Below are 23,233 nucleotides of genomic sequence, written 5' to 3' on the forward strand. Positions count from 1 at the left end.
GCCGAGAGGCCGTCGAGCAAAAGCCCGGCCCCTCGTGGAAACAGGTCCGGCTCAGGCCGGCGGCAGCGCCCGCGCCAGGACCAGGGCGTCGGCCGCCGGTCCCCCCGGCCGGGGATAGTAGCCGCGCCGCAGCCCCACCCGCGCGAAGCCGGCGGCTTCATAGAGCCCCAGGGCGGCCGGGTTGTCGGCGGCGACCTCCAGGAACAGCGACAGCGCCCCGCGCGTCTGGGCGCCGGCCGCGCCGACCTCGACCAGGGCCCTGCCGCAGCCGCGCCGTCGCACGGCGGGATCGACCGCGAGGGTCAGCACCTCGGCCTCGCCGGCCGCGGCGCGGCACAGGATGAAGCCGAGGGCGCGGTCGCCGTCCTCGGCGACGACGCCGAAACCGCCCTCGGCCTCCAGCAGGCCGCGCAGGTCGGCCTCGCTCCACGCCGCGTCGAAAGCGGCCGCGTGCAGGCGGACCAGGGCCTGAACGTCGGAGGCCTGGGCGGGCCGCAGGATCACGGCGGCGAGATCCCGCCGGGAAGCTTGGCGTCCGGCGCGCGCAGATAGAGCGGCCGGGGCGGCGTCAGGCTGGCGCGCCGCGCGGCGATGCGGGCCAGGGCGACGGGATCGGGGGCCTCGCGCGCCGTCAGCGCCGCGCCGGGGATGACCCCGTCGAGCAAGGCCGCGCCGGAACCGATCAGCCGGGCCGGGCCGCCGCGCCACAGCTCGGCCAGCCGCGCGGCGGCGACGCCGACGTCCAGGGCGTCCGGCGCCATCAGGGCGCGCCCGTCCTCGAACACCTGCAGGTAGACCTGACCGCGCTTGGCGTCGATCACGGCGGCGTTGAAGCCGGGCTCGTCCGCGGCCAGCGCCTCCAGAGAGCCGATCCCGACGCAGGGCCGATCCAGCGCCAGGGCCAGGGTCTTGGCGAAGGCCAGGCCGACCCGCAGGCCGGTGAACGAGCCCGGCCCGACGCCGACGCCGATCCGGTCGAGGGCGTCGAAGGCCGCGCCCGCCTCGGCCATGGTCTCGGCGATCAGGCCGGCCAGCCGCTCCTGATGGCCGCGCGCCATGGGCTCGACATGCGCGGCCAGGGTCTTCCCGTCGCGCAGGACGGCGACGGAGCAGGCGGGCGAGGCGGTGTCGAGGGCGAGGATCAGCACGCCCGCTGACTAGACGATCTTGCAGGCTTCCTCAAACGCCAGCCGCGGGCTGCGCGCGAACAGGTTCTTGTCGGTGCCGTAGCCGATCGAGCAGATGAAGTTCGACTTGACCGCCGTGCCGGCGAAGAAGGCCGCGTCGACCCCGGCGTTGTCGAAGCCCGACATCGGCCCGCAGTCCAGGCCCAGCGAGCGGGCCGCCAGCATCAGATAGGCGCCTTGCAGCGAGCCGTTGCGGAACGCCGCCTGCTCGGTGGAGGCCGCGCCCTTGGGGAACCAGTCCTTGGCGCCGGGATTGTGCGGGAAGAGCTTGGGCACGTGGTCGGCGAAGTCGAGGTCGTAGCCGACGATCACCGTGCAGGGCGCCTCGACGATCTTGGGGGCGTTGCCCTCGGAGGCCAGACCGGCCAGCCGCGCGCGGCCCTCGTCGCTGGTCACGAACACGAAGCGGGCCGGGCTGATGTTGGCCGAGGTCGGCCCCATCCGGGCGAGGTCGTAGACCTGGCGCAGCAGCGCCTCGGGCAGGGGCTCGGTCCGCCAGCCGTTGCGGGTGCGGGCCTCGCGGAAAAGCTGGTCCAGCGCGCGGTCGTCGAGGGGGGTGGCGGACATCGGCCGGCTCCTATTCGCAACAAGACGGGTTGCTATATAGCCGCGGGCGCCGATTGGCCAGCCCGGCCGGCGCCGGGGCTGGTCGAGACGCCGTCAGAGGGTCTGCTCGACCCCGGTCACTTCCGGCACATAGTGCTTGAGCATGTTCTCGACCCCGGCCTTCAGCGTCGCCGAGGACGAGGGGCAGCCCGAACAGGCGCCGCGCATGTGCAGCCACACCACCCCGGTCGCGGCGTCGAAGCGGTTGAACAGGATGTCGCCGCCGTCCTGCGCCACCGCCGGGCGGATGCGGGTGTCCAGCAGATCCTTGATCTCGGCGACGATCTGGGCGGTCTCGCCCTCGTAGACGTCGGCGTCGTGGTCCTCGGCGCCGGCCGCGCCGTCCTCGGCCAGGAACAGCGGCGCGCCGGAGGTGTAGTGCTCCATGATCGCCGCCAGCACCGGGGCCTTGAGCTGCGGCCATTCCAGGTCGTGCGGGCGCTTGCTGACGGTGACGAAGTCGGGGCCGAAGAACACCCGGGCCACGCCGTCCACCGCGAAGATGGCCGCGGCCAGCGGCGAGGCGCGGGCCTCGTCCAGGTCGCGGAACTCGCGCGCGCCTTCGCCTAGCACGTCGCGGCCGGGCAGGAACTTGAGCACGTCGGGATTGGGGGTGGCTTCGGTCTGAATGAACATCGCAAGGAACTCCGTCGCACGCTAGATGGCCCGCCGAGGCCGCCGGCGCAACGTCCGCCGCGGTTCGTAGAGAGAACGGCGTACTCTGAAAGGCGTCCTTAACACCTTGGCCCTACACGCTCCTTCTCGTCACCTGCTCAAAAGGAGCTGTTCAGGATGAAATATCCCACCCTCATCGCCGCCGGCTTCGCCGGGGCCCTCGCCTTCGCCGGCTCGGCCAGCGCCGCCGGCCTGCAAGCCCAGATCGACTCGTGCCTGACCAAGCACGCCAACACCCAGCAGGCCGCCAACGTCATGCTGGAATGCACCGCCGCCGACGGCAAGCTGTCGGCCTGCAAGGTCGTCGAGAGCAACGCCCCGTCCAAGGGCTTCGAGACCGCCGCCATGTGCGTCGCCCAGGCCCTGCCGATGGGCGGCAAGACCGGCACCATCCGCGTTCCCGTGCGCTTCCCCGGCGCCTGACGCGGCGGGACGCCGGGCCCGTCCCGTCGCGGACGGCGCGCCTCGTTCGGAGCGCGCGCCCCCGTTGGCGGACGGGCCGGCCGACAGATGGGAAGGCTTCTCGGAGTCTTCTCGATCCAAGACGGGGCGGGAGCGATCCCGCCCCTTTTTCACGTCTGGAGTCTGACTTCGCCGCCGGCCGGAAGATTTTCCAGGCATTCCCGTATCGGCGTTTACTCAACGGTCATTGTCTCGATGCGAGACAGAATGTCACAGACCTTGCACGGCCATGATGGAGCCACGCATGCGCGCCCTGCGCCTCGATGATATGCCGCTGATCGTCAAGATCGCCTTCGCCCCGGTGTTCGCCCTGGTCATGCTGGCGCTGATCGCCGGCGGCTCGATCATGGTGTTGCGCGGGCAGACCGCGACGCTCAACCGCGTCGTCAGCCAGGACATGCCCGACAGCCTGCGCCTGGCCGACATCTCGCAGCGGATCACCGCCGCCCACGGCGAGCTCTACGTGCTGCTGACGCACCAGTCGGCCTCGATCGACACGGGCAAGATCGACGGCCAGATCAAGGAGCTGGACGCGCAGGTCAAGACCATCCGCAAGGACGTCGACAACGCCCTCGCCGGCGCGCCGGCCAGCCAGAAGGCGCCCCTGGCCGCGCTCAAGAAGGAGCTGGCGGCCTATGACGACGCCATCGGCGTGGTGACCACCATGCTGACCGCCGACGCGGCCACCGCGGCCCAGTTCACCGTGCCGTTCGAAACCCAGTACGCCCACATGAACGGCACCCTGAAGAAGGCCGTCGACGCCGCCGCCGAAGACACCAACGCCCGCGCCCAGGCCTCGGCCAAGAACGCCCAGGCCCTCAGCGGCCTCAGCATGGCCATCGTCGCCGCCACCCTTCTGGCCGTCGGCCTGGTGGCCGTGGTGCTGGTCATGAACATCCGCCGCGCCGTCGGCCGCATCGCCTCGGCCACCGAGCGCCTGGCCGCCGGCGACAACCGCGTCGACGTCGACGCCCTGAAGCGCAAGGACGAGTTGGGCGCGATCGTCAGCTCACTGACGGTGTTCCGCGACAACCAGGTCCGCCTGGCCGCCATGCACCAGGAGCAGGAGGCCCAGCAGGCCCGCGACGCCGCCAGCCGCGAGCAGCAGGAGGCCGCCCGCGCCAAGTCCGAGCGCGAGCAGACCGAAGCCGTGCACGGCGTGGCCCTCGGCCTCGACCACCTGACCAAGGGCGACCTGACCTTCCGCCTGCACGACCCGTTCGCGCCGGAATACGAGAAGCTCCGCACCGATTTCAACGGCGCGATCGAGGCTCTGGAAGAAACCCTCAGCGCCATCGTCTCGGCTTCGTCGGGCATGCGTTCGGGAGCCGGCGAGATCAGCCAGGCCGCCGACGACCTGTCGCGGCGCACCGAGCAGCAGGCCGCCCGCCTGGAAGAGACCGCCGCCGCCCTCGACGAGATCACCGCCACGGTCCGCAAGACCGCCGACGGCGCCAACCAGGCCCGCGAGACGGTGGCCGCCGCCCGCGGCGACGCCGAGCAGTCGGGCGACATCGTCCGCCGCGCGGTCGAGGCGATGAGCCAGATCGAGAAGTCCTCGCAGCAGATCCATCAGATCATCGGCGTCATCGACGAGATCGCCTTCCAGACCAACCTGCTGGCCCTGAACGCGGGCGTCGAAGCGGCGCGGGCCGGCGACGCCGGCAAGGGCTTCGCGGTGGTCGCCTCCGAGGTGCGGGCCCTGGCCCAGCGCTCGGCCGACGCCGCCAAGGAGATCAAGTCGCTGATCTCGACCTCCAGCCAGCAAGTCGCCTCGGGCGCCAACCTGGTGGGCGAGACCGGCCAGGCCCTGAACCGCATCGTCGGCAAGGTCAGCGAGATCAACACCCTGGTGGTCGAGATCGCCGCCTCGGCCCAGGAGCAGGCCACCGGCCTCAACGAGGTCAACACCGCCGTCAACCAGATGGACCAGATCACCCAGCAGAACGCGGCCATGGTCGAGCAGTCGACCGCCGCCAGCCACTCGCTGGCCCAGGAAGCCATCGACCTCAACCAGCGCGTCGGCCGCTTCCGCGTCAGCGGCGGCATGGTCCAGGCCGCCGCTCCGGCCCACCGGCAGGCCCCGCGCCCGCCGGCCCGGCCCGAGCCCCGCCGCGCCGCCCAGGCGCCGGCCTATCACGGCTCGGCCGCGCGCAAGATCGCGGCGGCCGAGGACGAGGACGGCTGGGAAAGCTTCTGACCGGCCGGCCGCGGCCGCTGCGATCCGAGACCTGAAAGGCCGTCCGCCCCGCGGGCGGCCTTTTCGCCATGCGCGCCTCGCCCGGGGCGTCGACAACCGCCGCCCCGCTCCTGTAGGTCCGAACGAGGCCCTCGCGGCCGCATCGGAACGGGGAGAACGGGATGGCGTCGGGTTTGGTGGCTCTGCTGGACGATGTCGCCGCCATCGCCAAGGTCGCGGCGGCCTCGCTCGACGACGTGGCCGGGGCCGCCGGCAAGGCCGGCTCCAAGGCGGTCGGGGTGGTGGTCGACGACGCCGCCGTCACCCCCGGCTACGCCATGGGCTTCGCCCCCGAACGCGAGCTGCCCATCGTCGCCAAGATCGCCGTCGGCTCGCTGCGCAACAAGTTCCTGTTCCTGCTGCCCGGCGCCCTGCTGCTGAGCGCCTTCGCCCCCTGGGCGGTGACGCCGCTGCTCATGGTCGGCGGCGCCTATCTGTGCTTCGAAGCCGCCGAGAAGATCATCGAGGCGTTCGGCGCCCACGGCGCCGAGCACGAGGCCGCGCCCGCCGCGGCCGATCCCAAGGCGCTGGAGGCCGAGAAGGTCAAGGGCGCGATCCGCACCGACCTGATCCTGTCGGCCGAGATCATGGCCATCGCCCTGGCCTCGGTCGAGGGCCGCCCCCTGGCGATCCAGGCCGCCGCCCTGGCCCTGGTCGGGCTGCTCATCACCGTCGGCGTCTACGGCGTGGTCGGGCTGATCGTGAAGATGGACGACATCGGCCTGAACCTGGCCCGCCGCCAGGGCCGCCTGGCCCGCGCCTTCGGCCGCGCCCTGGTGCGCGGCATGCCGGTGGCGATGCGGGTCCTGGCCACGGTCGGGGTCGCGGCCATGCTGTGGGTCGGCGGCGGCATCATAGTCCACGGCCTCGACCATTTCGGCCTCGCCGCCCTGCCCCACGCCGTGGAAGCCGCCGCGGCGACGGCCGGCCGCGTCCCCTGGGTCGGCGGCGTCCTCGGCTGGGCGACGACGGCGGCGATCTCGGCCCTGATCGGCGCCGGCCTGGGCGCGGCCCTGGCCTCGGCGCTGCACCTGGCCGGCCGCCTGCGCGGGCGGGCGGGCTGAAGCGACGGTCCGGCGCTCAGGCCGCCTCGACGGGCAGCCCGGCCGCCTTCCAGTCCGGAAAGCCGTCCTCCAGGCGGCGCGCGCGCAACCCGCGGGCGCGCAAGGCCGCGACGGCGTCGACGGAAAGGACGCAGTAGGGCCCCCGGCAATAGGCGACGATCTCCTGGTCGCGGGGCAGCTCGGCCAGCCGGCGCTCCAGCTCCTCGACCGGGATGTTCAGGGCGCCGGGCAGGTGGCCCTGGGCGAACTCGTCCTCGGGGCGGACGTCGAGCAGGGTGACGCCCTCGGCCTGCATCAGGGCGAGCAAGGTCTCTCGCGACACCGCCTCCAGCCGCTCGCGCCGGTCCAGGCTGTCGGCGACCAGCCGCTGGACCTCGCCGCGGGCGTGCTCGACCTGCCGGCGCAGGGCCGCCAGCAGGGCTTCGACCGGCCCCTCGGCCAGACGGTACAGCACCCGCTTGCCGTCGCGGCGGGTCTGGACCAGGCCGGCGCGGCGCAGGTGCTGCAGGTGCTGGGAGGCGTTGGCCATCGACAGGCCCGTCAGTTCGGCCAGCCGCTCGACGGCGCGCTCGCCCTGCGAAACGTGCTCCAGCAGCGCCAGCCGATGCGGGTGCGCCAGGCTGCGCGCCAGCTCGGCGAGTTCGAGGAAGATCGGCGGGGACGGCGGATCGCGCATTGACACGACCCTAGCCCTTCCCCATCATTCAATCAATCTATTGATTGATGTATCGATCCGGCGCGTCCGACGACGGCCGGACGTCGACAGGAGCATCCGCGTCATGACCGAAGGATTGGAGTTCGCGATCCGCGCCGCGGCGATGGGCGTCGGGGCGACCGCGACGTCCGACCTGTGGGGCCAGGCCCTGTGGCGCGCCACCGGCGCCCCGCCGCCCAACTGGGGGCTGGTCGGGCGCTGGATCGGGCACTTCCCCAGGGGCCGTTTCGTCCACGACAGCATCGCCAAGGCCGCCCCGGTCGCCGGGGAGCGCGTCATCGGCTGGGCGGCGCACTACGCCATCGGCCTGATCTTCGCGGCGACGCTGCTGGCCATCGCCGGCCCCGGCTGGGCGCAGCGGCCGACGCCGCTGGCTCCCGTCCTCTTCGGCCTCGCCACCGTCGCCGCGCCGTTCCTGACCATGCAGCCCGGCATGGGCATGGGGATCGCCGCCTCCAGGACCCCCTCGCCAGGCAAGGCCAGGCTGCGCAGCCTGGCCAACCATCTGGTGTTCGGCCTCGGCCTCTATGGCGCGGCCCTGCTCGCGGCGGCCGTCCTTCCGGCCGGAGGCGGACCCGCCGCCTAGGCGAGGTCGGCGATCTCGTCGTCGGTCAGGTCGCCGGGCACCACCGTCACCGGCACCTTGCGCGCGCCCCAGCTGACGCCGTCCTTGGCGATCGACGAGACCAGCGGCCCCGGCCCCCGGCCGCCGCCGGCGGCGGCCAGCACCACGATCTTGATGTCGGGGTCCTCGGCCAAGGCCGCGCGCACCGCCGCCTTGGTGTTCTCGGCGTCGCGGATCAGGAACTCCGGCGGATGGCCGGTGGCGGCGACCACCTGCTCGGCCAGGCGCTGCAACAGCCCCTCGGCCTCGGCCCGGCTCTGGCGTTCGATCTCCTCGCGCACGCCCGACCAGTGCTCGAACATCGCCGGCTCAACCACCCGCAGCAGGGCGACCCGGCCGCCGGTGGAGCGCGCCCGCGTGCAGGCGTAGCGCAGCGCCGCCTGGAACTCGGGGCTGTCGTCGGCGATGACCAGGAACTTGCGCACGCTCATGGCGCGAGGGTGGCGCTTGCCGCCCCCGCGCGCAAGCGGGCTGTCTCGGGCCGCCTCAGAGCTGGAGCAGGCCGACCAGCTTGCGGGTCTCGGCCACCACCGGAGCGGCGATGTCGCGGGCCTTTTCGGCCCCCGCCTTCAGCACCCCGTCGATCTCGGCCGGATCGGCCATCAGCCGCCGCATCTCGGCGGTGATCGGCGCGAGCCTCTGCACGGCCAGGTCGGCCAGCGCCGGCTTGAAGACGCCGAAGCCCTTGCCGCCGAACTGGGCGATCACCTCGGCCTTGGTCAGGTCGGCCAGGGCCGCGTAGACGCCGACGAGGTTGCCCGCCTCCGGCCGCTCGGCCAGTCCGTCCAGCGTCTCGGGCAGCGGCTCGGGGTCGGTGCGGGCCTTGCGGATCTTGGAGGCGATGGCGTCGGCGTCGTCGAGCAGGTTGATGCGCGACTGGTCCGACGGGTCGGACTTGGACATCTTGGCCGCGCCGTCGCGCAGCGACATCACCCGCGTCGCCGGCCCCTCGATCACCGGTTCGGTGATCGGGAAGAAGCCTGGAACGTTGAAGTCGTTGTTGAACTTCTGGGCGATGTCGCGGGTCAGCTCCAGGTGCTGCTTCTGGTCCTCGCCCACCGGAACGTGGGTGGCCTTGTAGAGCAGGATGTCGGCCGCCTGCAGCACCGGATAGGTGTAGAGGCCGACGCTGGAGCGCTCCTTGTGCTTGCCCGACTTCTCCTTGAACTGGGTCATGCGGTCGAGCCAGCCGAGGCGGGCGACGCAGTTGAAGATCCAGGCCAGTTCGGTGTGCTGGGGCACCGCCGACTGCGGGAAGATGGTGGCGAGCTTGGGGTCGAGGCCCGAGGCCAGATAGGCGGCGGCGATCTCGCGGGTCTGGGCGGCCAGCTGGGCCGGGTCCTGCCAGACGGTGATGGCGTGCAGGTCGGCGACGAACACGAAGGTGTCGGCGTTCTGGACGGCGACGAACCGCTTCAGGGCGCCGAGATAGTTGCCGAGATGCAGCGAGCCCGAGGCCTGGATGCCGGACAGGATGCGTTTGGGGCCGGCGTAGGCGGCCGGAGCTTGGTCGGTCATGGGAGCGCTCTTCGGATCGGGAACGGGTGACGGGCGCGCGGAGACCTCCGCCGCCGGGGACGTTTTGGGGGGCGTGTCAGCGACGCCATCGCCCCTGGGCGTGCAAGCGCGTCAAATCCATGGCCTCGGCGTAGCCGGAACCCGGCCCCAGGGCAAGTCGCCTCAAAGCAGGTCCGGCGGCGATGAAGCGTCCGCGCCCGCCGCCTTGGGCTGGCGGCGCAGGGCGGCGCGCAGCTCGGCGCGGGTGACCCCGCCGAGGCCGAACAGGATCAGCGGATAGAGCGCGCCGCCGACCAGGGTGGTCAGGACGATGGCGAACTCCTTGGCGCCCAGGGCGCGGCCGACGTGCAAGCCCCCGAACAGCGCCTCGACATGGCCGCGATAGTGCGATGCCAGGGCCAGCAGGCCGGCCAGGACGGCGGTGGCCAGGGCGATGCGGGCCAGGCGCGACCAGGCCTGCAGGCTGGGCGTATAGGTCCGCCGCCGGGCCAGCGTTCCCAGCATCAGCATCACGTTGACCCAGGCCGCGACGCTGGTCGCCGCCGCCACGCCCGGCACGCCGACCAGCCGGAACAGCGCGATCCCCAGCGTGATGTTGATCGCCACCGAGATCAGGGCGAAGCGCATCGGCGCCCTGGTGTCCTGGCGCGCGAAGAAGGCCGGGGCCAGGATGCGGGTCAGCACGAAGGCCGGCACGCCCCAGCCGTAGTGGAACAGGGCGGCGGCCGTGGCGTGGGCGTCGATCGCGGTGAACTGGCCGCGGGTGTAGAGCCCGTCGATCAGGAAGAACGGCATGGCGGTCAGGGCCGCCGCGGCCGGCAGGGTGAGGGCCAGCGAGAAGGTGATCGCCTGGTCCATGGCCGTCTGGGCGTCGGCCCTGTCGTCGGCCTGCACCGCCCGCGACAGGCGCGGCAGCAGGGCTACGCCCACCGCCACCCCGACCAGGCCCATCGGCAGCTGGTACAGCCGGTCTGCCGTGGCCAGCCACGAGCGGCCGCCGTTGACGTGGCTGACCAGGAAGTTGGAGATGAAGATGTTGATCTGGGTGGCGCTGGCGGCGATGGCCCCCGGGATCGACAGGGCGATCAGCCCGCGAATCTCCGGCGTCAGGCGCGGCAGGCGCCAGTGCACCTTGGCCCCGGACTTGTTGACGCCCCACCACAGCAGGCCGGCCTGGACGACGCCGGCGGCCAGCGCCCCCCACGAGGCGGCCCAGGCGGCCGAGACCGCGCCGTCCTGCGGCAGCACCGCGACCAGCGTGCACAGGTTGAGGAAGATCGGCGCCGCCGCCGACAGCACGAACTTGCCGCGGGCGTTCAGCACCCCCGACAGGTGGGCGACGATGGCCATGCACGGCAGGTAGGGCATGGTGATCTGGGTCAGCACCACCGCCAGCTTGAACTTCACCGGATCGGAGGCGAAGCCGGGGCTGATCAGGTACATCAGCCACGGCATGCTCAGCTGGGCGGCCACGGCGATGATGATCGTCGCCGCCGCCAGGGTGGCCATGGCGTCGGCGGCCAGGATGTCGGCCTTCTCCTCGCCGTCGCGCTCCAGCGCCTTGGCGTAGGCCGGCACGAAGGCGGCCGCGAAGGCGCCCTCGGCGAAGATGCGGCGGAACAGGTTCGGAAAGGCCAGGGCGGTGTTGTAGGCGTCGGCGGCCGGCGTCAGGCTGGCGCCCATGCGGTAGGTCACCGCCAGGTCGCGGACGAAACCCATCACCCGGCTGACCAGGGTCAGGGCCGAATAGACCATCGACGAACGGATCAGGCTCTGCCCCTTGGGCCGGGGCGTGCGCACCGTCTGAGGTTCGACCAGCGCCTCCGACAGGGCGTCGTCCGCCGCGGGCGCGTCCGTGGCTGGGGCGTCTGTGTTCAGGGGTACGTCGGGGCGGCTCACCCTGCGGCCGTACCGGCCGCGACCGGAGCGGTCAAGCGATGTTGCGTTAACGGCCCGGCCCTAGCGGGCGACGCTCGCCCGGGCGCGCTCCAGCCTGGGCCGCCCGCCGGGCGGTCCGCGCTCGGCCTCCTCCAGCACGGCCAGCAGGTGGGTCTTCAGGCTGTTGATCCGGCGGGCGTCGGCCAGCTTCCGGCCGTCGGCCTGGTGGACGTAGAAGACGTCGACCGCCCGCTCGCCATAGCCGTCGATATGGGCCGACTGGATCGACAGGCTGGCCTCGGTCAGGCGGCGCGACAGGGCCTCCAGCAGGCCGGGACGGTCGCGGCCGGAGACCTCGATCACTGTGGCGTCCTCCGAAGCCTCGTTGTCGACGGCGACGGTGGGGGCGATGGCGAAGGCCGCCGTCCGCCCCAGCTCGGCCAGGCGGCGCGGCTCGAAGCGGGCCGCCTCCCCGCGCCCGGCGGCCTCCAGCGCGTCGGCCAGCCGGCGCAGCGCGCGGGGGTTGTCGCAGCCGTAGGGACCGCCGACCGCGTCCTGCACATAGAAGACGTCGAGCGCCTGGCCGCCCCTGGCGGTGTAGACCCGGGCCCCGACGACGTTGGCTCCCAGGGCGGCGATCACCCCGGCCAGGTCGGCGAACAGGCCCCGGCGGTCGTGGGCGGCGATGGTCACCTCGGCGGCGTTGAGGTCGTCGCGCACCCGCGCGTCGGCCGCCGCCCCGCCCTGGCCGTCGGCCCGCCGCCCCAGCGCGGCGTGGGTCAGCTGCTCGTCGGGGGTGAAGCTGAGGAAGTAGGCGTTCTCCATCGCCCGCGCCCACGGCCCAGCCTGGGGATCGGCGGCCAGCAGCCGTTCGCGCGCCTCGGCGGCGGCGCCTTCCTGGTGGCGTTGCAGGCCGGCGGCGGGATCGGCCGCCCGCCCGCCCCGGAACAGCGATTCCGTCGCGGCGTAGAGCTCGCGCATCAGCTGGCCCTTCCAGCCGTTCCACACCCCCGGCCCGACGGCGCGGATGTCGGCCACGGTCAGCACCAGCAGCAGGCGCAGGCGCTCGGGGTTCTCCACCACCCGGGCGAAGGCGGCGACGGTCTTGGGGTCGGCGACGTCGCGCTTCTGGGCGAAGTCGCTCATCATCAGGTGGTGCTCGACCAGCCAGGCGACCAGCTCGATGCGCTCGCGCTCCAGGCCCAGCCGCTCGCAGGCCGAGCGGGCGGCGCGGGCCCCGGCCTTCTCCTGACCGCCGACGCCGCCCTTGCCGACGTCATGCAGCAGCATGGCCAGGAACAGCGCCTCGTGGTCGTCGATCAGCGGCCAGATCGACACCGACAGCGGATGGTCCTCGCCCAGCTGGCCGCGGGCGATGTCGGCGATGACCCCGACCGCGCGCAGGGTGTGCTCGTCCACCGTGTACGAATGGTACATGTTGAACTGCATCTGGGCGACGACGCGGCCGAACTCGGGGATGAACCGGCCGAGCACGCCGGCCTCGTTCATCAGGGTCAGGGTGCGATAGGCGTGCTTGCCGCGCGCCAGCACGTCGAGGAAGGCCTTGGCCGCCGCCGGGTCGCGCCGCAGCTTGGGCGTGATCAGGTTCAGGCAGCGGGTGGCGGTGGTGAAGGCGTCCGGGTGCAGGTCGAGATTGCGCCGGTCGGCGATGACGAACATCCGCAGAAGGTTGACCGGGTCGCGCTCGAAGGTCTGAGGCCCGTCGATGTTCAGCCGGCCGCCGTCCTCGTGGAAGCCGGGGGCGTCCAGCGCCTTGCGCGCGGTCTTCCGCCCGGGCAGGAAGCGTGACAGGCCCTGCGGCTTCTTCATGTGCTCGGCTTCGAGCTTGGCGGTGAAGGCCCGCGTCAGGGCGCCGACCTCCTTGGCGGTCATGAAATAGCGGCGCATGAACCGCTCCACCGCCGGGGCGTCGCCGCGGTCGCCGTAGCCCATGCGCCGGGCGATCTCGGGCTGCAGGTCGAAGGTCAGCCGCTCCTCCGGCCGGCCGGTGGCGAAGTGCAGCTGGCAGCGCACCGACCACAGGAAGTCCGAGGCGCGGATGAAGGTGGCGACCTCGCGCCGCTCGAACATGTCGAGCTTGAGCACGCCCTCCAGGCTGTCGGTCGGGTGCAGGTACTGGGCGATCCAGAACAGGGTGTTGAGGTCGCGCAGCGCGCCCTTGCCCTCCTTGACGTTGGGCTCGACCAGATAGCGGCTGGCCCCGGCCCGGGCGTGGCGCTCGTCGCGCTCCTTGAGCTTGGCGGCGACGAACTCGGCCCCGGTGCCCTTGACCACCTCGTCGCGGAAGCGGCGCTGCATGTCGGCGGCCAGGACCTCGTCGCCGGTCAGGCGCCGCGCCTCCAGCAGCGCCGTGCGGATGGTGAAGTCCTCGCGGCTGAGCTTGACGCACTCCTCGATGGTGCGCGAGGCGTGGCCGACCTTGAAGCCCAGGTCCCACAACGCATAGAGCATGTACTCGATCACGCTCTCGGTGTGGGCGGTCTGCTTGTAGGGCCGCAGAAACAGCAGGTCGATGTCGGAGAACGGCGCCAGGGTGCCGCGGCCGTAGCCGCCCACCGCCATCAGCGCCAGCCGCTCGCCCTCGGTGGGGTTGCGGGCGCGGAACACGTGCACCGTGGTGAAGTCGTAGAGGGCCGAGACCACCTCGTCGGTGACCCCGGACAGCAACCGCGCGGTCTCGATGCCGCCGCCGCCGTTCTCCAGCCGTTCCTTGGCGATCATCCGCCCCCGGAACAGGGCGCCCTTGAGGATGTCGATGGCCCGGCGGCGCTGTTCGGCCTCGTCGCCGATGGCGTCCAGCGCGGCGGCCGACAACTGGGCGCGCAGGCGGTGGCCGTCGACGACGTATTCCAGGCGGGTCGGGCGAAGGCGGGAGGGCATGACCTTCATTAGGTAAGCGGTCGCGGCCGCGCCGTCACCCTCCGAACCGCCGCGTCGCGCGAAAGCCGCCGTCCGCCGCCTTTCCGGGCGCCGACGGCTCAGCGCAGGGCGTAACCGCCGTCGGCGTAGAGGGTCGAGCCGGTCATGAAGCCGTTGCCCATCAGGAACAGCGCCGCGTCCGCCACCTCGTCGACCGCGCCGACGCGGCCCAGGGCGGCGAGGCCCGCATAGCCGGCGAACGCCGCCTCGCGCTGGGCGGCCGGCCGACGACGCCAAAGATCGCTGTCGACCGTGCCGGGCGAGACCACATTGACCCGGATCGGGGCCAGCTCCAGGGCCAGGGCCCGGCCCAGCCCCTCGACTGCGGCGTTGCAGGCGGCGTAGGCCGCCGCCCCGGCCAGCGGCCGCACGCTGGCCGCCCCCGACATCAGCACGATCGAGCCGTCCCGCGCCAGTTTGGGCAAGGCGTGCTTCACCGCCCAGTACTGGCCCCAGAACTTGCTGCGGAACGGGCTCTCGGCGACCGCGTCGGAAATCTCGTCGATACGGCCGTAGGCGTAGGCCGAGCCCGGGGTGAACAGGTGGTCGAGATGGGCGATCCCCGCGAAGAAGCCGGCCACCGAGCCCTGGTCCTCGGCGTCGACCACGCGGGCCGTCGCCGCCTCGCCGAGCCGGGCGACCGCGGCGTCCAGCGGCTCGGCCGTGCGCCCGCCGAGCACGACCCGGCCGCCGAGCGCGACCACCTGCTCGGCCAGGCGAAGGCCGATACCCGACCCGCCGCCGATCACCGCCACCACCTTGCCGTCCATCCGTCCGTTCACGCCGCCAGCTCCTCGCTCGGGAAGGGCCGACGATAGTCGAGCTTCATGGTCCCGATCTGGGCTATGATTTCCCTATATTCGGGAATGAAAGGCGCGGCATGATCCCCAACGACCACCTCGCCGGGGTGCAGGCCTTCGTCCAGGCCGTCGAGGCCGGCAGCTTCACCCTGGCGGGCGAGCGCCTCGGCCTCACCCGCTCGGCGGTCGGCAAGGCGGTGGCCAGGCTGGAGCGCCGGCTCGGCGCGCGGCTGCTGCACCGGACCACCCGCAGCCTGGCCGCCACCGAGGAGGGCCGCCTGCTCTACGACGCCGCCGTCGCGGCCCTGGCCGGGCTGGAAGCCGCCGAGGCCGCCCTGGCCGCCGCCGGCGGCGAGCCGCACGGCCGGGTCCGCCTGGACCTGCCCGAACTGTTCGGCCGGCGCTGGGTGCTGCCGGCGCTGTTCGACCTCGCCGCCCGCCGCCCGGGCCTGGCCCTCGACATCTCGTTCAGCAACCGCGTCATCGACCTCGCCGAGGACAGGGTCGACCTGGTGGTGCGCATCGGCGAGCCGGGCGACAGCGCCAGCCTCGCCGCCCGGCCGCTGGGCCGGCAGGAGACCGTGCTGTGCGCCGCCCCGGCCTATCTCGACCGCCGGGGGCGACCGCAAGACTTGGAGGCGCTGGCCGGGCACGACGCGATCCTGGACCTGCGCGACGGCGGCTGGCGGCTGATCGGAGAGGACGGGCGCCTGCGCCGGATCGACCCGCCGGCCCGGCTGCGCCTGGGCGGCGTCGACGCCGCCATGCAGGCCGCCGTCGCCGGATGCGGCGTCGCCCTGGTTCCGCGATGGCTGGCGGCGGAAGCGATCGCCGCCGGTCGGCTGGAGGCCGTGCTGCCGGGACGCACGCCGCCGGGACCGCCGATCCATGCGCTGTGGCCGCGCGCGCCGCATCTGCCGCGTCGCCTGCGGGCGGTGATCGACGCCCTGGTCGAGGCCTTCACCCCCGCCCCGCCCTGGGAGCGGCCGCCCGCCTAGGGCAGCAGGCCCTTGAGGCGATAAAGCGCGTCCATCGCCTCGCGCGGCGACATGCCGTCGAGATCGAGGCCGCCGAGGGCCTGCTCGACCTCGCTGGGGCCGCGCCGTTCCGGCTCCGGCGCCGTGGCGGCGAACAGCGGCAGGTCGTCCAGGCGCGCGGGCGAGGCGGTCTGGCTCTCCAGCCGGTCCAGCACCTCGCGGGCGCGGGCGACCACGGCGGCCGGCACCCCGGCCAGCTTGGCCACCTGCACGCCGTAGGAGCGGTCGGCCGGGCCGGGCGCCGCCTCGTGCAGGAAGACGAGGTCGCCGTTCCATTCCTTGGCCCGCAGCGACAGGTTGCAGACGTGGGCCAGCCGCGTCTCCAGCCGCGCCAGCTCGTGATAGTGGGTGGCGAACAGCGCCCGGCAGCGGTTGACGTCGTGCAGGGCCTCGGCGCAGGCCCAGGCGATGGCCAGGCCGTCATAGGTGGCGGTGCCGCGGCCGATCTCGTCGAGGATCACCAGGCTGCGCGGCGTCGCCTGGGTCAGGATCGCCGCCGTCTCGACCATCTCGGCCATGAAGGTCGAGCGCCCGCGCGACAGGTCGTCGGCGGCGCCGACGCGGCTGAACAGCCGGTCGACCACGCCCAGCCTCAACCGCCGCGCCGGCACGAAGGCGCCGGCCTGGGCCAGCACCGCCAGCAGCGCGTTCTGGCGCAGGAAGGTCGACTTACCGGCCATGTTCGGGCCGGTGACGATGGCCAGCCGGGCGCTGGCCGCCCCGGCGCCGTCGAGGGCGCAGTCGTTGGGGGTGAACGGCTCGCCCGCGCGGGTGACGGCGGCCTCGACCACCGGGTGGCGGGCGGCCTCGGCCTCGAAGGCGAGCGAATCCTCGATCTGCGGCCGCACCGCGCGGGCGTCCTCGGCCCATTCGGCGAGGCCGGCGGCGACGTCCAGTCGCGCCGCGCCCTCGGCCGCGCCCTGGATGGCGGCGGCGGCGGCCACGGCCTGGGCGCGCCAGACCTCGAAGGTCTCGACCTCGATGGCCAGGGCCCGTTCGGCGGCCTGGGCGATCTTGGCGTCCAGCTCGGCCAGCTCGACCGTGGTGAAGCGCACCTGGTTGGCCAGGGTCTGGCGGTGGATGAAGGCGGCGTTCAGCGGCGGCGCGAACAGCGGCTCGGCCTGCTTGGCGGTGGCCTCGACGAAATAGCCGAGCACGGCGTTGTGGCGGACCTTCAGGCTGATGCCGGTCTCGGCCTGGAGCTGGGCCTCCAGGGCGGCGATCACCCGGCGGCTGTCGTCGCGCAGGGCGCGGGCCTGGTCCAGTTCGGGCCGCACGCCGGCGGCGACGAAGCCGCCGTCGCGGGGCTGGGCCGGCAGGTCGGCGCCCAGGCCCTGCTCCAGCGCGGCCAGGAAGGCGGCGAGGTCGGGGTGCAGGGCGGCGTTCAGCGCGTCCAGCGCCTCGCCCACCTCGGGCGGCGGCGGATCGAGGATGTCGGGATGGGCGGCGACCAGGGCGCCGATGGCGTGGCCGGCGCGCAGGCCGTCGCGGATGGTCCCCAGGTCGCGCGGGCCGCCGCGGCCCAGCGCCAGGCGCGACAGGCCGCGGGCCATGTCGCCGCAGCCGCGCAGCACCTCGCGCACGTCCTGGCGCAGCGAGCGGTGGCCCGCGAACCATTCCACCGCGTCCAGGCGGGCCTCGATGGCCTCGACCCGCAACAGCGGCCGGGCCAGCCGGGCGGCCAGGAGGCGGGCCCCGCCGGCGGTGACCGTGCGGTCGATGGCCGCCAGCAGCGAGCCGTCGCGGCCGCCGCTCTGGGTCTTCTCGATCTCCAGCGAGGCGCGGGTGGCCGGGTCGATGGCCATCACGTCGGCCTCGCCGGCGCGGCGCGGCGGGCGCAGGGCCGGCAGGCGGCCGGCCTGGGTGGTCTCCAGGTGGGCGGCGATCAGGCCCAGGGCGGCGACCTCGGCCCCGCCCAGTTCGCCGAAGCCGTCGAGGGTGTCGACGCCGTAGAGGCGCTTCAGCCGCGCCTCGGAAGCCGACGGCTCGGCCAGGGCGCCGGGCATGGGCTGCACCAGCCCGCCGACCGATTTCAGCGCCGCCGAGGCGGCCTCGTCGGCGAACAGCCGGTCGGGGACCAGCACTTCCGACGGCTGCAGCGCCGCCAGGGCGGCGGCCAGCCCGTCGCGGGCGGCCAGCATCACCTCGACCTCGCCGGTGGACAGCTCGACGCTGGCCACCGCCGCCTGGCCGGCGCGGATCGCCACCGCCGCCAGCCGGTTGGCCCCGCGCGCGTCCAGCAAGCCGTCCTCGGTCAGGGTGCCGGGGGTGACCACGCGGGTGACCTCGCGGTGGACCACCGACTTGGAGCCGCGCTTCTTGGCCTCGGCCGGATTCTCCATCTGCTCGCAGACCGCGACCTTGAAGCCGGCGCGGATCAGCTTGGCCAGATAGGCCTCGGCCGCGTGGGCCGGCACGCCGGCCATCGGGATCGGCTGGCCGGCGTGGGTGCCGCGATGGGTCATGGCGATGCCCAGCGCCGCCGCCGCCTTGGCCGCGTCGTCGAAGAACAGCTCGTAGAAGTCGCCCATGCGGAAGAACACCAGCGCGTCGGGCTGGCGGGCCTTGGCCTCGAAATACTGGGCCATCACCGGCGTGGCGCCGGCGGGATCGGGAATCAAAGCGGCGGGGGCGTTCATCGCGGCGCAAGCTACAGAGCCCGCGCCCGCGCGTCAGCCCCGTCTTGGCGGGTTAATCGACGGCGCGCCCCGCAAAGACCGGCTCCGCAAGCCCCTTGAACCCGACCGGTCCCGCCCCACGTCCATATGACGATGCAGAGCGAACTGACCTACGCCATCGTCCCCGCCGGGCCCGGCGACGCCGCCGAGTTGGCCCTCGTCCATGTCCAGGCCTGGCGCGAGACCTATCCGGGCGTCCTGCCGGCGGCCTATCTAGCGCGGATGTCGGTCGCCGCCCACGCCCGCCGCTGGCGCTGGCGGCTGCTGCATGTCGGCGAAGTCACCCTGGCGGCCGAAGGAGAGGCCGGCCTGGTCGGCTATTGCTCGGGCGAGGCGTCGCGGGCGGGCGTCCCGGGCGAGGCCGAGATCACCACGCTCTACCTGCTCAAGACCGCGCAGGGCTCGGGCCTGGGCCGCGCCCTCCTGACGGCGACGGCCCGCGCCCTGGCCGCGCGCGGCGCGACCTCGCTGGTGATCTGGGTGCTGGCCGACAACCTCCGCGCCCGCGCCTTCTACGAGCGCCTGGGCGGCGGCCGGGCCGAGGCCCGCCGCGAGCCCATCGCCGGCGGCTCGGTGGCGGCGGTCGCCTATCGGTGGGACGACCTGCCGGGGTGGTTGTCCGCCGGCGCAGGATAGCGCGCCCGGCCGCGTCGCGATCGCCATTTCAATCTGAAAGGGCATGACCACGGCAAAATATCCCAGATTGTCAGGCGGCGTCGGCTGGTGTTAGCTGGTGTTAGCTGGCGAGGTGAAGCTTCGCCGTGCCGGTCGCGCCGAGGGCCGCCGGGAAACCGTCTCGACGCCAACCGCCGGAACCCCCGCATGCGATCGTCCCGATCCCCGTCGCGCGCCGCCGCCCTGCTCTGCCTGACCCTGGCGCTGGCCGTGGCCGGCGCCGATCCGGCCCTGGCGCGGCACAAGCGGTCCAAGCCCACCCCGAAGAACTTCAACTACTACGTCCTGGCCCTGACCTGGACGCCGGGGTTCTGCGCCACCCACAGCGATCCGGTGGAATGCGGCCATGGCCTGGGCTTCGGCCTGCACGGGCTCTGGCCGCAGTACGACGCCCGCACCTTCCCGGCGAGCTGCAGCCGCGCGGCCCTGCCGGCCGACGTGCGCGAGCGGTACAAGTCGCTCTATCCCAGCCCCACGATGATCGACCACGAGTGGGCCAAGCACGGCACCTGCTCCGGACTGGACCCCGCCGGCTATTTCGCGCTGTCCGACAAGCTGCGCGGCTCGGTGACCATCCCGAGCGCCTATGCGACGGCGCGGACCGTCGGCGAGCAGGAGACCTCGGCGCTGAAACAGGCCTTCCGGCAGGCGAACCCGGACATCCCGGCCGACGGCGTCGTGACCGTGACGGCCGGCCACGTGCTCACCGAGGTGCAGGTCTGCTTCAGCAAGACCGGCGAGTTCCGCTCCTGCAGCTGAGCGCCGGCGCCGACGCCGACGACCCGCGCATCGCGCCGAAGGGTCGGGCCTAGAGGTCGCCCAGCTCCACCACGACGGGCGCGGTCCTGCCGGCGACCTCGAGGGCGATCTTCGCGCCGACGGCGCCTTTCAGCCGGGTCCGCATCGCCGACAGGTCGAGCCCGGCGGCCGGCGCGCCCTCGACCGCGCGAATGATGTCGCCCGCCCGCAGCCCCGCCCGCATGCCCGGACTGTCCACGGCGACGAAGGTCACCTTGAAGCCTTCGGGGGCCGTTTCGAGCCTCAGGCCCGAGCGGTCGGCCAGATCGGGTTCGCCCAACGCCGCGTTGGGCTCGAAGAAGGCCTGGCCCTTGGCGTAGTCGAGCGTGACGGTGAACCGCCGCAGCACGCCGAACCCGAAGCTTCCGGCCGTCCTGGCGTCGGCCGCCGCCCCGGACTTGGCGCGCGACAGGAAGGTGACGGGGCCGTCGACCGAGACTCCCGCCACGTCGAGGCGCTTGGCCCGCGTGATGAGCGAGAAGACCGGCCCGCCCACGCCGACGGCGGACATGATCTCGGTCTTCGGCCGATACCGCGCGATGAGATCGTTCTTGTCGACGAACGCGGGATAAAGGATCAGCGACCCGCTGCTGCCGGTGTCGAGCGTGAAACGGCCGGAGACGCCGTCGACGGCGGCGTCGACCTGCGGCAGCGCCCCTTTGAAATGGAGCGGCGTCGCCGGGGCGGCTCCCCCATAGCGCCAGCCCTGGGACGGATAGAAGGTCAGCTTCGACGCGGCGTAGTCGATCCTGGTCGGCGTCCGGCTCAGCCAGCCATGCCCGATGAGGCCGTCGACGGGCCGGCTCGCCACCACCGCGGGAGGCAGGTCGATCACATAGAAAGGTTGATCGCGCAGCGTCGCGCCGCCGATGCGGACGGTTTGGACCTTGGTCTCACGGGCGCTCTGGGTTCCGCCCGTGCCGACCGCCTCGACCTTGCGCTCGAGCGCGAGGTTCAGGCGGCTCGCGGTCTCCGGCGTCAGGACGTTGACCGCGCCGGTGTCCAGGATGAAGTGGAAGGGTCCCTGGCCGTTGATCTCGACATCGACATAGATGTGCTCCGCCGCCAGGGTGAAGGGCGCCTCGACCGCTTCGGCGCGCGTGGCCGGCGCGGGGTCGGCCCAGACGGGCGGCGCGAACCCCAGGCCCGCCGCGGCAAGGATGGCCGTAGACCGCCAACGGATCGTCGCGTTCACTGGATCATCCCCCGCATGCAGGCCCGCGCCGCGACGGCGACGCGGCCGCCACCATGGGCGCACTCGCCGACGCAACACAACCCCTGGGATAGCGGATTCGGAAACGTCCCGAACCCGCGGCCTAGGCCTTGCCCAACCGCCACCGCGCGCAGCCGGCGACGATCAGCCCGAACACCAGCATGGCCGCCATGTTCATGGCGAAGCCGGCCATGACGAACTTGGGCGCGTGGCCGACGGCCGACAGCGGCATGACCACGTAGCTCATCACGAAATAGATTCCGACGCCGTAGGCCAGGCCCCAGACCGGCCAGTTGCGGCGCAGAACCGGCAGGCGCAGGCTGGCCAGAACGAAGACGGCGGCGATGACCAGCGACATCGCCCATTGCAGCACGAGGCCGAGCACGGCGATGTCGGCGCCGCCGCCGCGCGCGCCCTTGCCGAGCAGGCCGCTGGCGATGAACTTCAGGATGACCGGGACCGGCGCCCCGTTGATCAGCGCCGCCGCGCCGACGTCGATGGTTCCCGCGACAAGGCCGCCGAGCAGAATGGCGGCGAGGATGGAGCCTGACTTGTTCATTGGACGTTCCCCCGTAACGGCGTTCAGCGGAGGCCGCCGCCCGCCGATTGTCAAGCCGCGCCGCAAACCCTACTAAGGCCGACACATTTTCGAGACCGTTCATGCCCTGGACCCGACGTTACGAAGAAGCCGAGCCCCAGCGGATCAACCGTTGGCTGGCCCAGGCCGGCGTGTGCTCGCGCCGCGAGGCCGAGGGCCTGATCGGCCGCGGCCTGGTCAGCGTCGATGGCGAGACGGTGACCGACCCCGGCCGCAAGATCGCCTCCGGCCAGACCCTGACCCTCGCCGACGACGCCACCCAGACGCTGGACGCCAGCCTGAGCATCGTCTTCCACAAGCCGGTCGGGGTGGTGTCGAGCCAGCCCGAGCACGGCCAGGTCCCGGCCGTGCGCCTGCTCACCCGCGCGGCGCTGTGGGGCGACCCGGGCGCGACCGTTCCGACCCTGGAGAGCAAGCTGGCCCCGGTGGGGCGGCTGGACATGGATTCGCGCGGCCTGCTGCTGCTGTCCGAGGACGGGGTGGTGGCCAAGGCGGTGATCGGGCCGGACGCGGCGCTGGAGAAGGAATATCTGGTGCGGGTGGCGGGCGAGATCACGCCCAGGAAGCTGGCCCTGCTGCGCCTGGGGCTGGAGCTGGACGGCCGCCAGCTCAAGCCGGCGCGGGTGACCGACACCGGCAGCGGCGTGCTGCGCTTCGTGCTCAAGGAAGGCCGCAACCGCCAGATCCGCCGCATGTGCGAGCTGGTCGAGCTGACGGTCGTCGACCTTCACCGCATCCGCATCGGGCCGATCGAGATCGGCGCCCTGCCCGAAGGCAAGTGGCGCCCGCTGACGACGGCCGAGCGCGAGGCGCTGCTGGCGCCGCCGGCGGCCGGACCCGACGACGCCCGTCAGGCGCGGCTGGCGCGCGCGGCGGCGCGGCCCCGGCCCACAGCGGCGGCGGGCGACAAGCCCAAGAAGCGCCGGGCGCCCAAGCCGGCCGTTCCGGGCGAGAAGAGCTTTTTCGCTGGCGGTCCCTCGGCGGCGCGCGGGGCGAAACCGGCGCGGGGCGAAGGCCGCGGAAGCGCGGGCGGCAAGCGGCCGGGCCCTCGCCCGGACGGCCCAGCCAAGCCCGGCGGACCGCGCCGGGGACCACGCAAGCCCTGAGCGCGCCGGGGCTCAGCCCAGGTCGTATTCGAAATCGTAAAAGTGCTGGCCGTCCTCGATGCGGATGCTCAGCCGTCCCGTCAGGCCGACCAGCTCGCCGGTCCCCGAATCGGGCGCGACCTCGATGGTCAGCGAGGGCGCGCCCCGCTCCATGCGGCCGACATGATGCAGGGCGAAGGCGCCGGTCCGGCCGTCTAGGGTTCCGGAGACCCGCTCCAGCGCCACATAGGCGGCCGAGCCGGGGGTGTCCGAGCCGACGGCCAGCATCTCGCCGACGCTGGTCGCCTCCAGCCCGCCGCGGAACACCTTGTCCAGCGAGAACCGCCCCACCGGCGCGTCGGCGGCGGTCTGGGGCGTGCGCTTGACGTCGAAGGCGCCGGTCGCGTGATGGGTCATGGCGTTCCTCGCATTCCTGGCCG

At 73.1% G+C, this 23,233-nt stretch carries 21 protein-coding genes and 1 pseudogene; 8 read left to right on the forward strand and 14 right to left on the reverse strand.

Annotated elements, in window-relative coordinates; genetic code table 11:
* Window positions 1-51: 51 nt before the first annotated feature.
* From C5708_RS05250 to C5708_RS05265, 4 genes are all read right to left on the reverse strand, one after another.
* The gene (locus tag C5708_RS05250; RefSeq protein WP_242919630.1) at window positions 52-465 is read right to left on the reverse strand and encodes a GNAT family N-acetyltransferase; all 414 of its coding nucleotides are present in this window, start codon (window positions 463-465) and stop codon (window positions 52-54) included.
* Between the two features lie 35 nt (window positions 466-500).
* The gene (tsaB, locus tag C5708_RS05255; protein ID WP_242919632.1) at window positions 501-1,145 is read right to left on the reverse strand and encodes a tRNA (adenosine(37)-N6)-threonylcarbamoyltransferase complex dimerization subunit type 1 TsaB; all 645 of its coding nucleotides are present in this window, start codon (window positions 1,143-1,145) and stop codon (window positions 501-503) included.
* A gap of 12 nt (window positions 1,146-1,157) precedes the next feature.
* Entirely contained in the window at window positions 1,158-1,754 is a 597-nt protein-coding gene (locus C5708_RS05260) for a malonic semialdehyde reductase (RefSeq protein ID WP_242918611.1), read from the reverse strand.
* A gap of 93 nt (window positions 1,755-1,847) precedes the next feature.
* Window positions 1,848-2,429 carry a NifU family protein gene (locus C5708_RS05265; RefSeq protein ID WP_242918613.1) on the reverse strand — a complete coding sequence of 194 codons (582 nt, stop codon included), beginning with the start codon at window positions 2,427-2,429 and terminating at the stop codon, window positions 1,848-1,850.
* A 156-nt stretch (window positions 2,430-2,585) separates the two neighbouring features.
* On the opposite strand from C5708_RS05265, the gene C5708_RS05270 reads away from it, so the two are divergent.
* The 3 genes from C5708_RS05270 to C5708_RS05280 all read left to right on the forward strand — a co-directional run bounded on the left by C5708_RS05270 (window position 2,586) and on the right by C5708_RS05280 (window position 6,233).
* The gene (locus C5708_RS05270; RefSeq protein ID WP_242918615.1) at window positions 2,586-2,891 is read left to right on the forward strand and encodes a hypothetical protein; all 306 of its coding nucleotides are present in this window, start codon (window positions 2,586-2,588) and stop codon (window positions 2,889-2,891) included.
* Between the two features lie 283 nt (window positions 2,892-3,174).
* Window positions 3,175-5,130, forward strand: coding sequence for a methyl-accepting chemotaxis protein (locus C5708_RS05275; protein WP_242918617.1), 1,956 nt, complete (start codon window positions 3,175-3,177; stop codon window positions 5,128-5,130).
* Between the two features lie 161 nt (window positions 5,131-5,291).
* The gene (locus C5708_RS05280; RefSeq protein WP_242918619.1) at window positions 5,292-6,233 is read left to right on the forward strand and encodes a DUF808 family protein; all 942 of its coding nucleotides are present in this window, start codon (window positions 5,292-5,294) and stop codon (window positions 6,231-6,233) included.
* Between the two features lie 16 nt (window positions 6,234-6,249).
* Here C5708_RS05280 and C5708_RS05285 read toward each other — a convergent pair whose 3' ends face one another.
* A complete protein-coding gene (locus C5708_RS05285) occupies window positions 6,250-6,909 on the reverse strand; it encodes a metalloregulator ArsR/SmtB family transcription factor (RefSeq protein ID WP_242918621.1) in 660 nt (219 codons plus the stop codon).
* Window positions 6,910-7,012: 103 nt separating this feature from the next.
* Between C5708_RS05285 and C5708_RS05290 the strand changes: the two genes are divergently transcribed.
* Entirely contained in the window at window positions 7,013-7,534 is a 522-nt protein-coding gene (locus tag C5708_RS05290; protein WP_242918623.1) for a DUF2938 domain-containing protein, read from the forward strand.
* On the opposite strand, the gene C5708_RS05295 is transcribed toward C5708_RS05290, so the two are convergent.
* The 5 genes from C5708_RS05295 to C5708_RS05315 form a co-directional block, all read right to left on the reverse strand.
* Complete coding sequence (locus C5708_RS05295; RefSeq protein WP_242918625.1) at window positions 7,531-8,004, reverse strand: universal stress protein; 474 nt, start codon at window positions 8,002-8,004, stop codon at window positions 7,531-7,533. The genes C5708_RS05290 and C5708_RS05295 overlap by 4 nt on opposite strands.
* A 55-nt stretch (window positions 8,005-8,059) precedes the next feature.
* On the reverse strand, window positions 8,060-9,091 hold the full coding sequence (gene trpS, locus C5708_RS05300) for a tryptophan--tRNA ligase (protein WP_242918627.1): 1,032 nt from the start codon (window positions 9,089-9,091) through the stop codon (window positions 8,060-8,062).
* Window positions 9,092-9,253: 162 nt separating this feature from the next.
* On the reverse strand, window positions 9,254-10,891 hold the full coding sequence (murJ, locus tag C5708_RS05305; RefSeq protein WP_347567003.1) for a murein biosynthesis integral membrane protein MurJ: 1,638 nt from the start codon (window positions 10,889-10,891) through the stop codon (window positions 9,254-9,256).
* Window positions 10,892-11,050: 159 nt separating this feature from the next.
* On the reverse strand, window positions 11,051-13,870 hold the full coding sequence (locus C5708_RS05310; protein WP_242918629.1) for a [protein-PII] uridylyltransferase: 2,820 nt from the start codon (window positions 13,868-13,870) through the stop codon (window positions 11,051-11,053).
* A gap of 98 nt (window positions 13,871-13,968) precedes the next feature.
* The gene (locus C5708_RS05315) at window positions 13,969-14,691 is read right to left on the reverse strand and encodes an SDR family oxidoreductase (RefSeq protein WP_242918630.1); all 723 of its coding nucleotides are present in this window, start codon (window positions 14,689-14,691) and stop codon (window positions 13,969-13,971) included.
* Window positions 14,692-14,789: 98 nt separating this feature from the next.
* Here C5708_RS05315 and C5708_RS05320 point away from each other — a divergent pair, with 98 nt between their 5' ends.
* The gene (locus C5708_RS05320) at window positions 14,790-15,707 is read left to right on the forward strand and encodes a LysR family transcriptional regulator (RefSeq protein WP_242918632.1); all 918 of its coding nucleotides are present in this window, start codon (window positions 14,790-14,792) and stop codon (window positions 15,705-15,707) included.
* Here the strand turns inward: C5708_RS05320 and mutS are convergent.
* Window positions 15,704-18,385 (reverse strand): DNA mismatch repair protein MutS, encoded by a 2,682-nt coding sequence (mutS, locus tag C5708_RS05325; RefSeq protein ID WP_242918634.1) that lies wholly within the window; start codon window positions 18,383-18,385, stop codon window positions 15,704-15,706. The two genes, C5708_RS05320 and mutS, sit on opposite strands and share 4 nt — an antisense overlap.
* Window positions 18,386-18,517: 132 nt before the next feature.
* On the opposite strand from mutS, the gene C5708_RS05330 reads away from it, so the two are divergent.
* A complete protein-coding gene (locus C5708_RS05330) occupies window positions 18,518-19,060 on the forward strand; it encodes a GNAT family N-acetyltransferase (protein ID WP_242918636.1) in 543 nt (180 codons plus the stop codon).
* Window positions 19,061-19,246: 186 nt separating this feature from the next.
* Complete coding sequence (locus C5708_RS05335) at window positions 19,247-19,858, forward strand: hypothetical protein (protein WP_242918638.1); 612 nt, start codon at window positions 19,247-19,249, stop codon at window positions 19,856-19,858.
* Between the two features lie 49 nt (window positions 19,859-19,907).
* Here C5708_RS05335 and C5708_RS05340 read toward each other — a convergent pair whose 3' ends face one another.
* Window positions 19,908-21,092 carry an aspartyl protease family protein gene (locus C5708_RS05340; RefSeq protein ID WP_242918640.1) on the reverse strand — a complete coding sequence of 395 codons (1,185 nt, stop codon included), beginning with the start codon at window positions 21,090-21,092 and terminating at the stop codon, window positions 19,908-19,910.
* 121 nt (window positions 21,093-21,213) lie between these two features.
* Entirely contained in the window at window positions 21,214-21,669 is a 456-nt protein-coding gene (locus C5708_RS05345; RefSeq protein ID WP_242918642.1) for a DUF1440 domain-containing protein, read from the reverse strand.
* A 101-nt stretch (window positions 21,670-21,770) separates the two neighbouring features.
* On the opposite strand from C5708_RS05345, the pseudogene C5708_RS05350 reads away from it, so the two are divergent.
* A pseudogene (locus C5708_RS05350) lies at window positions 21,771-22,529 on the forward strand (pseudouridine synthase); the annotation flags it as partial.
* 297 nt (window positions 22,530-22,826) lie between these two features.
* Here C5708_RS05350 and C5708_RS05355 read toward each other — a convergent pair.
* Window positions 22,827-23,210 (reverse strand): DUF3224 domain-containing protein, encoded by a 384-nt coding sequence (locus tag C5708_RS05355; protein WP_242918644.1) that lies wholly within the window; start codon window positions 23,208-23,210, stop codon window positions 22,827-22,829.
* Window positions 23,211-23,233 lie beyond the last annotated feature (23 nt).

Source organism: Caulobacter sp. CCUG 60055, from assembly GCF_022750545.1.
Classification (GTDB): domain Bacteria; phylum Pseudomonadota; class Alphaproteobacteria; order Caulobacterales; family Caulobacteraceae; genus PUIC01.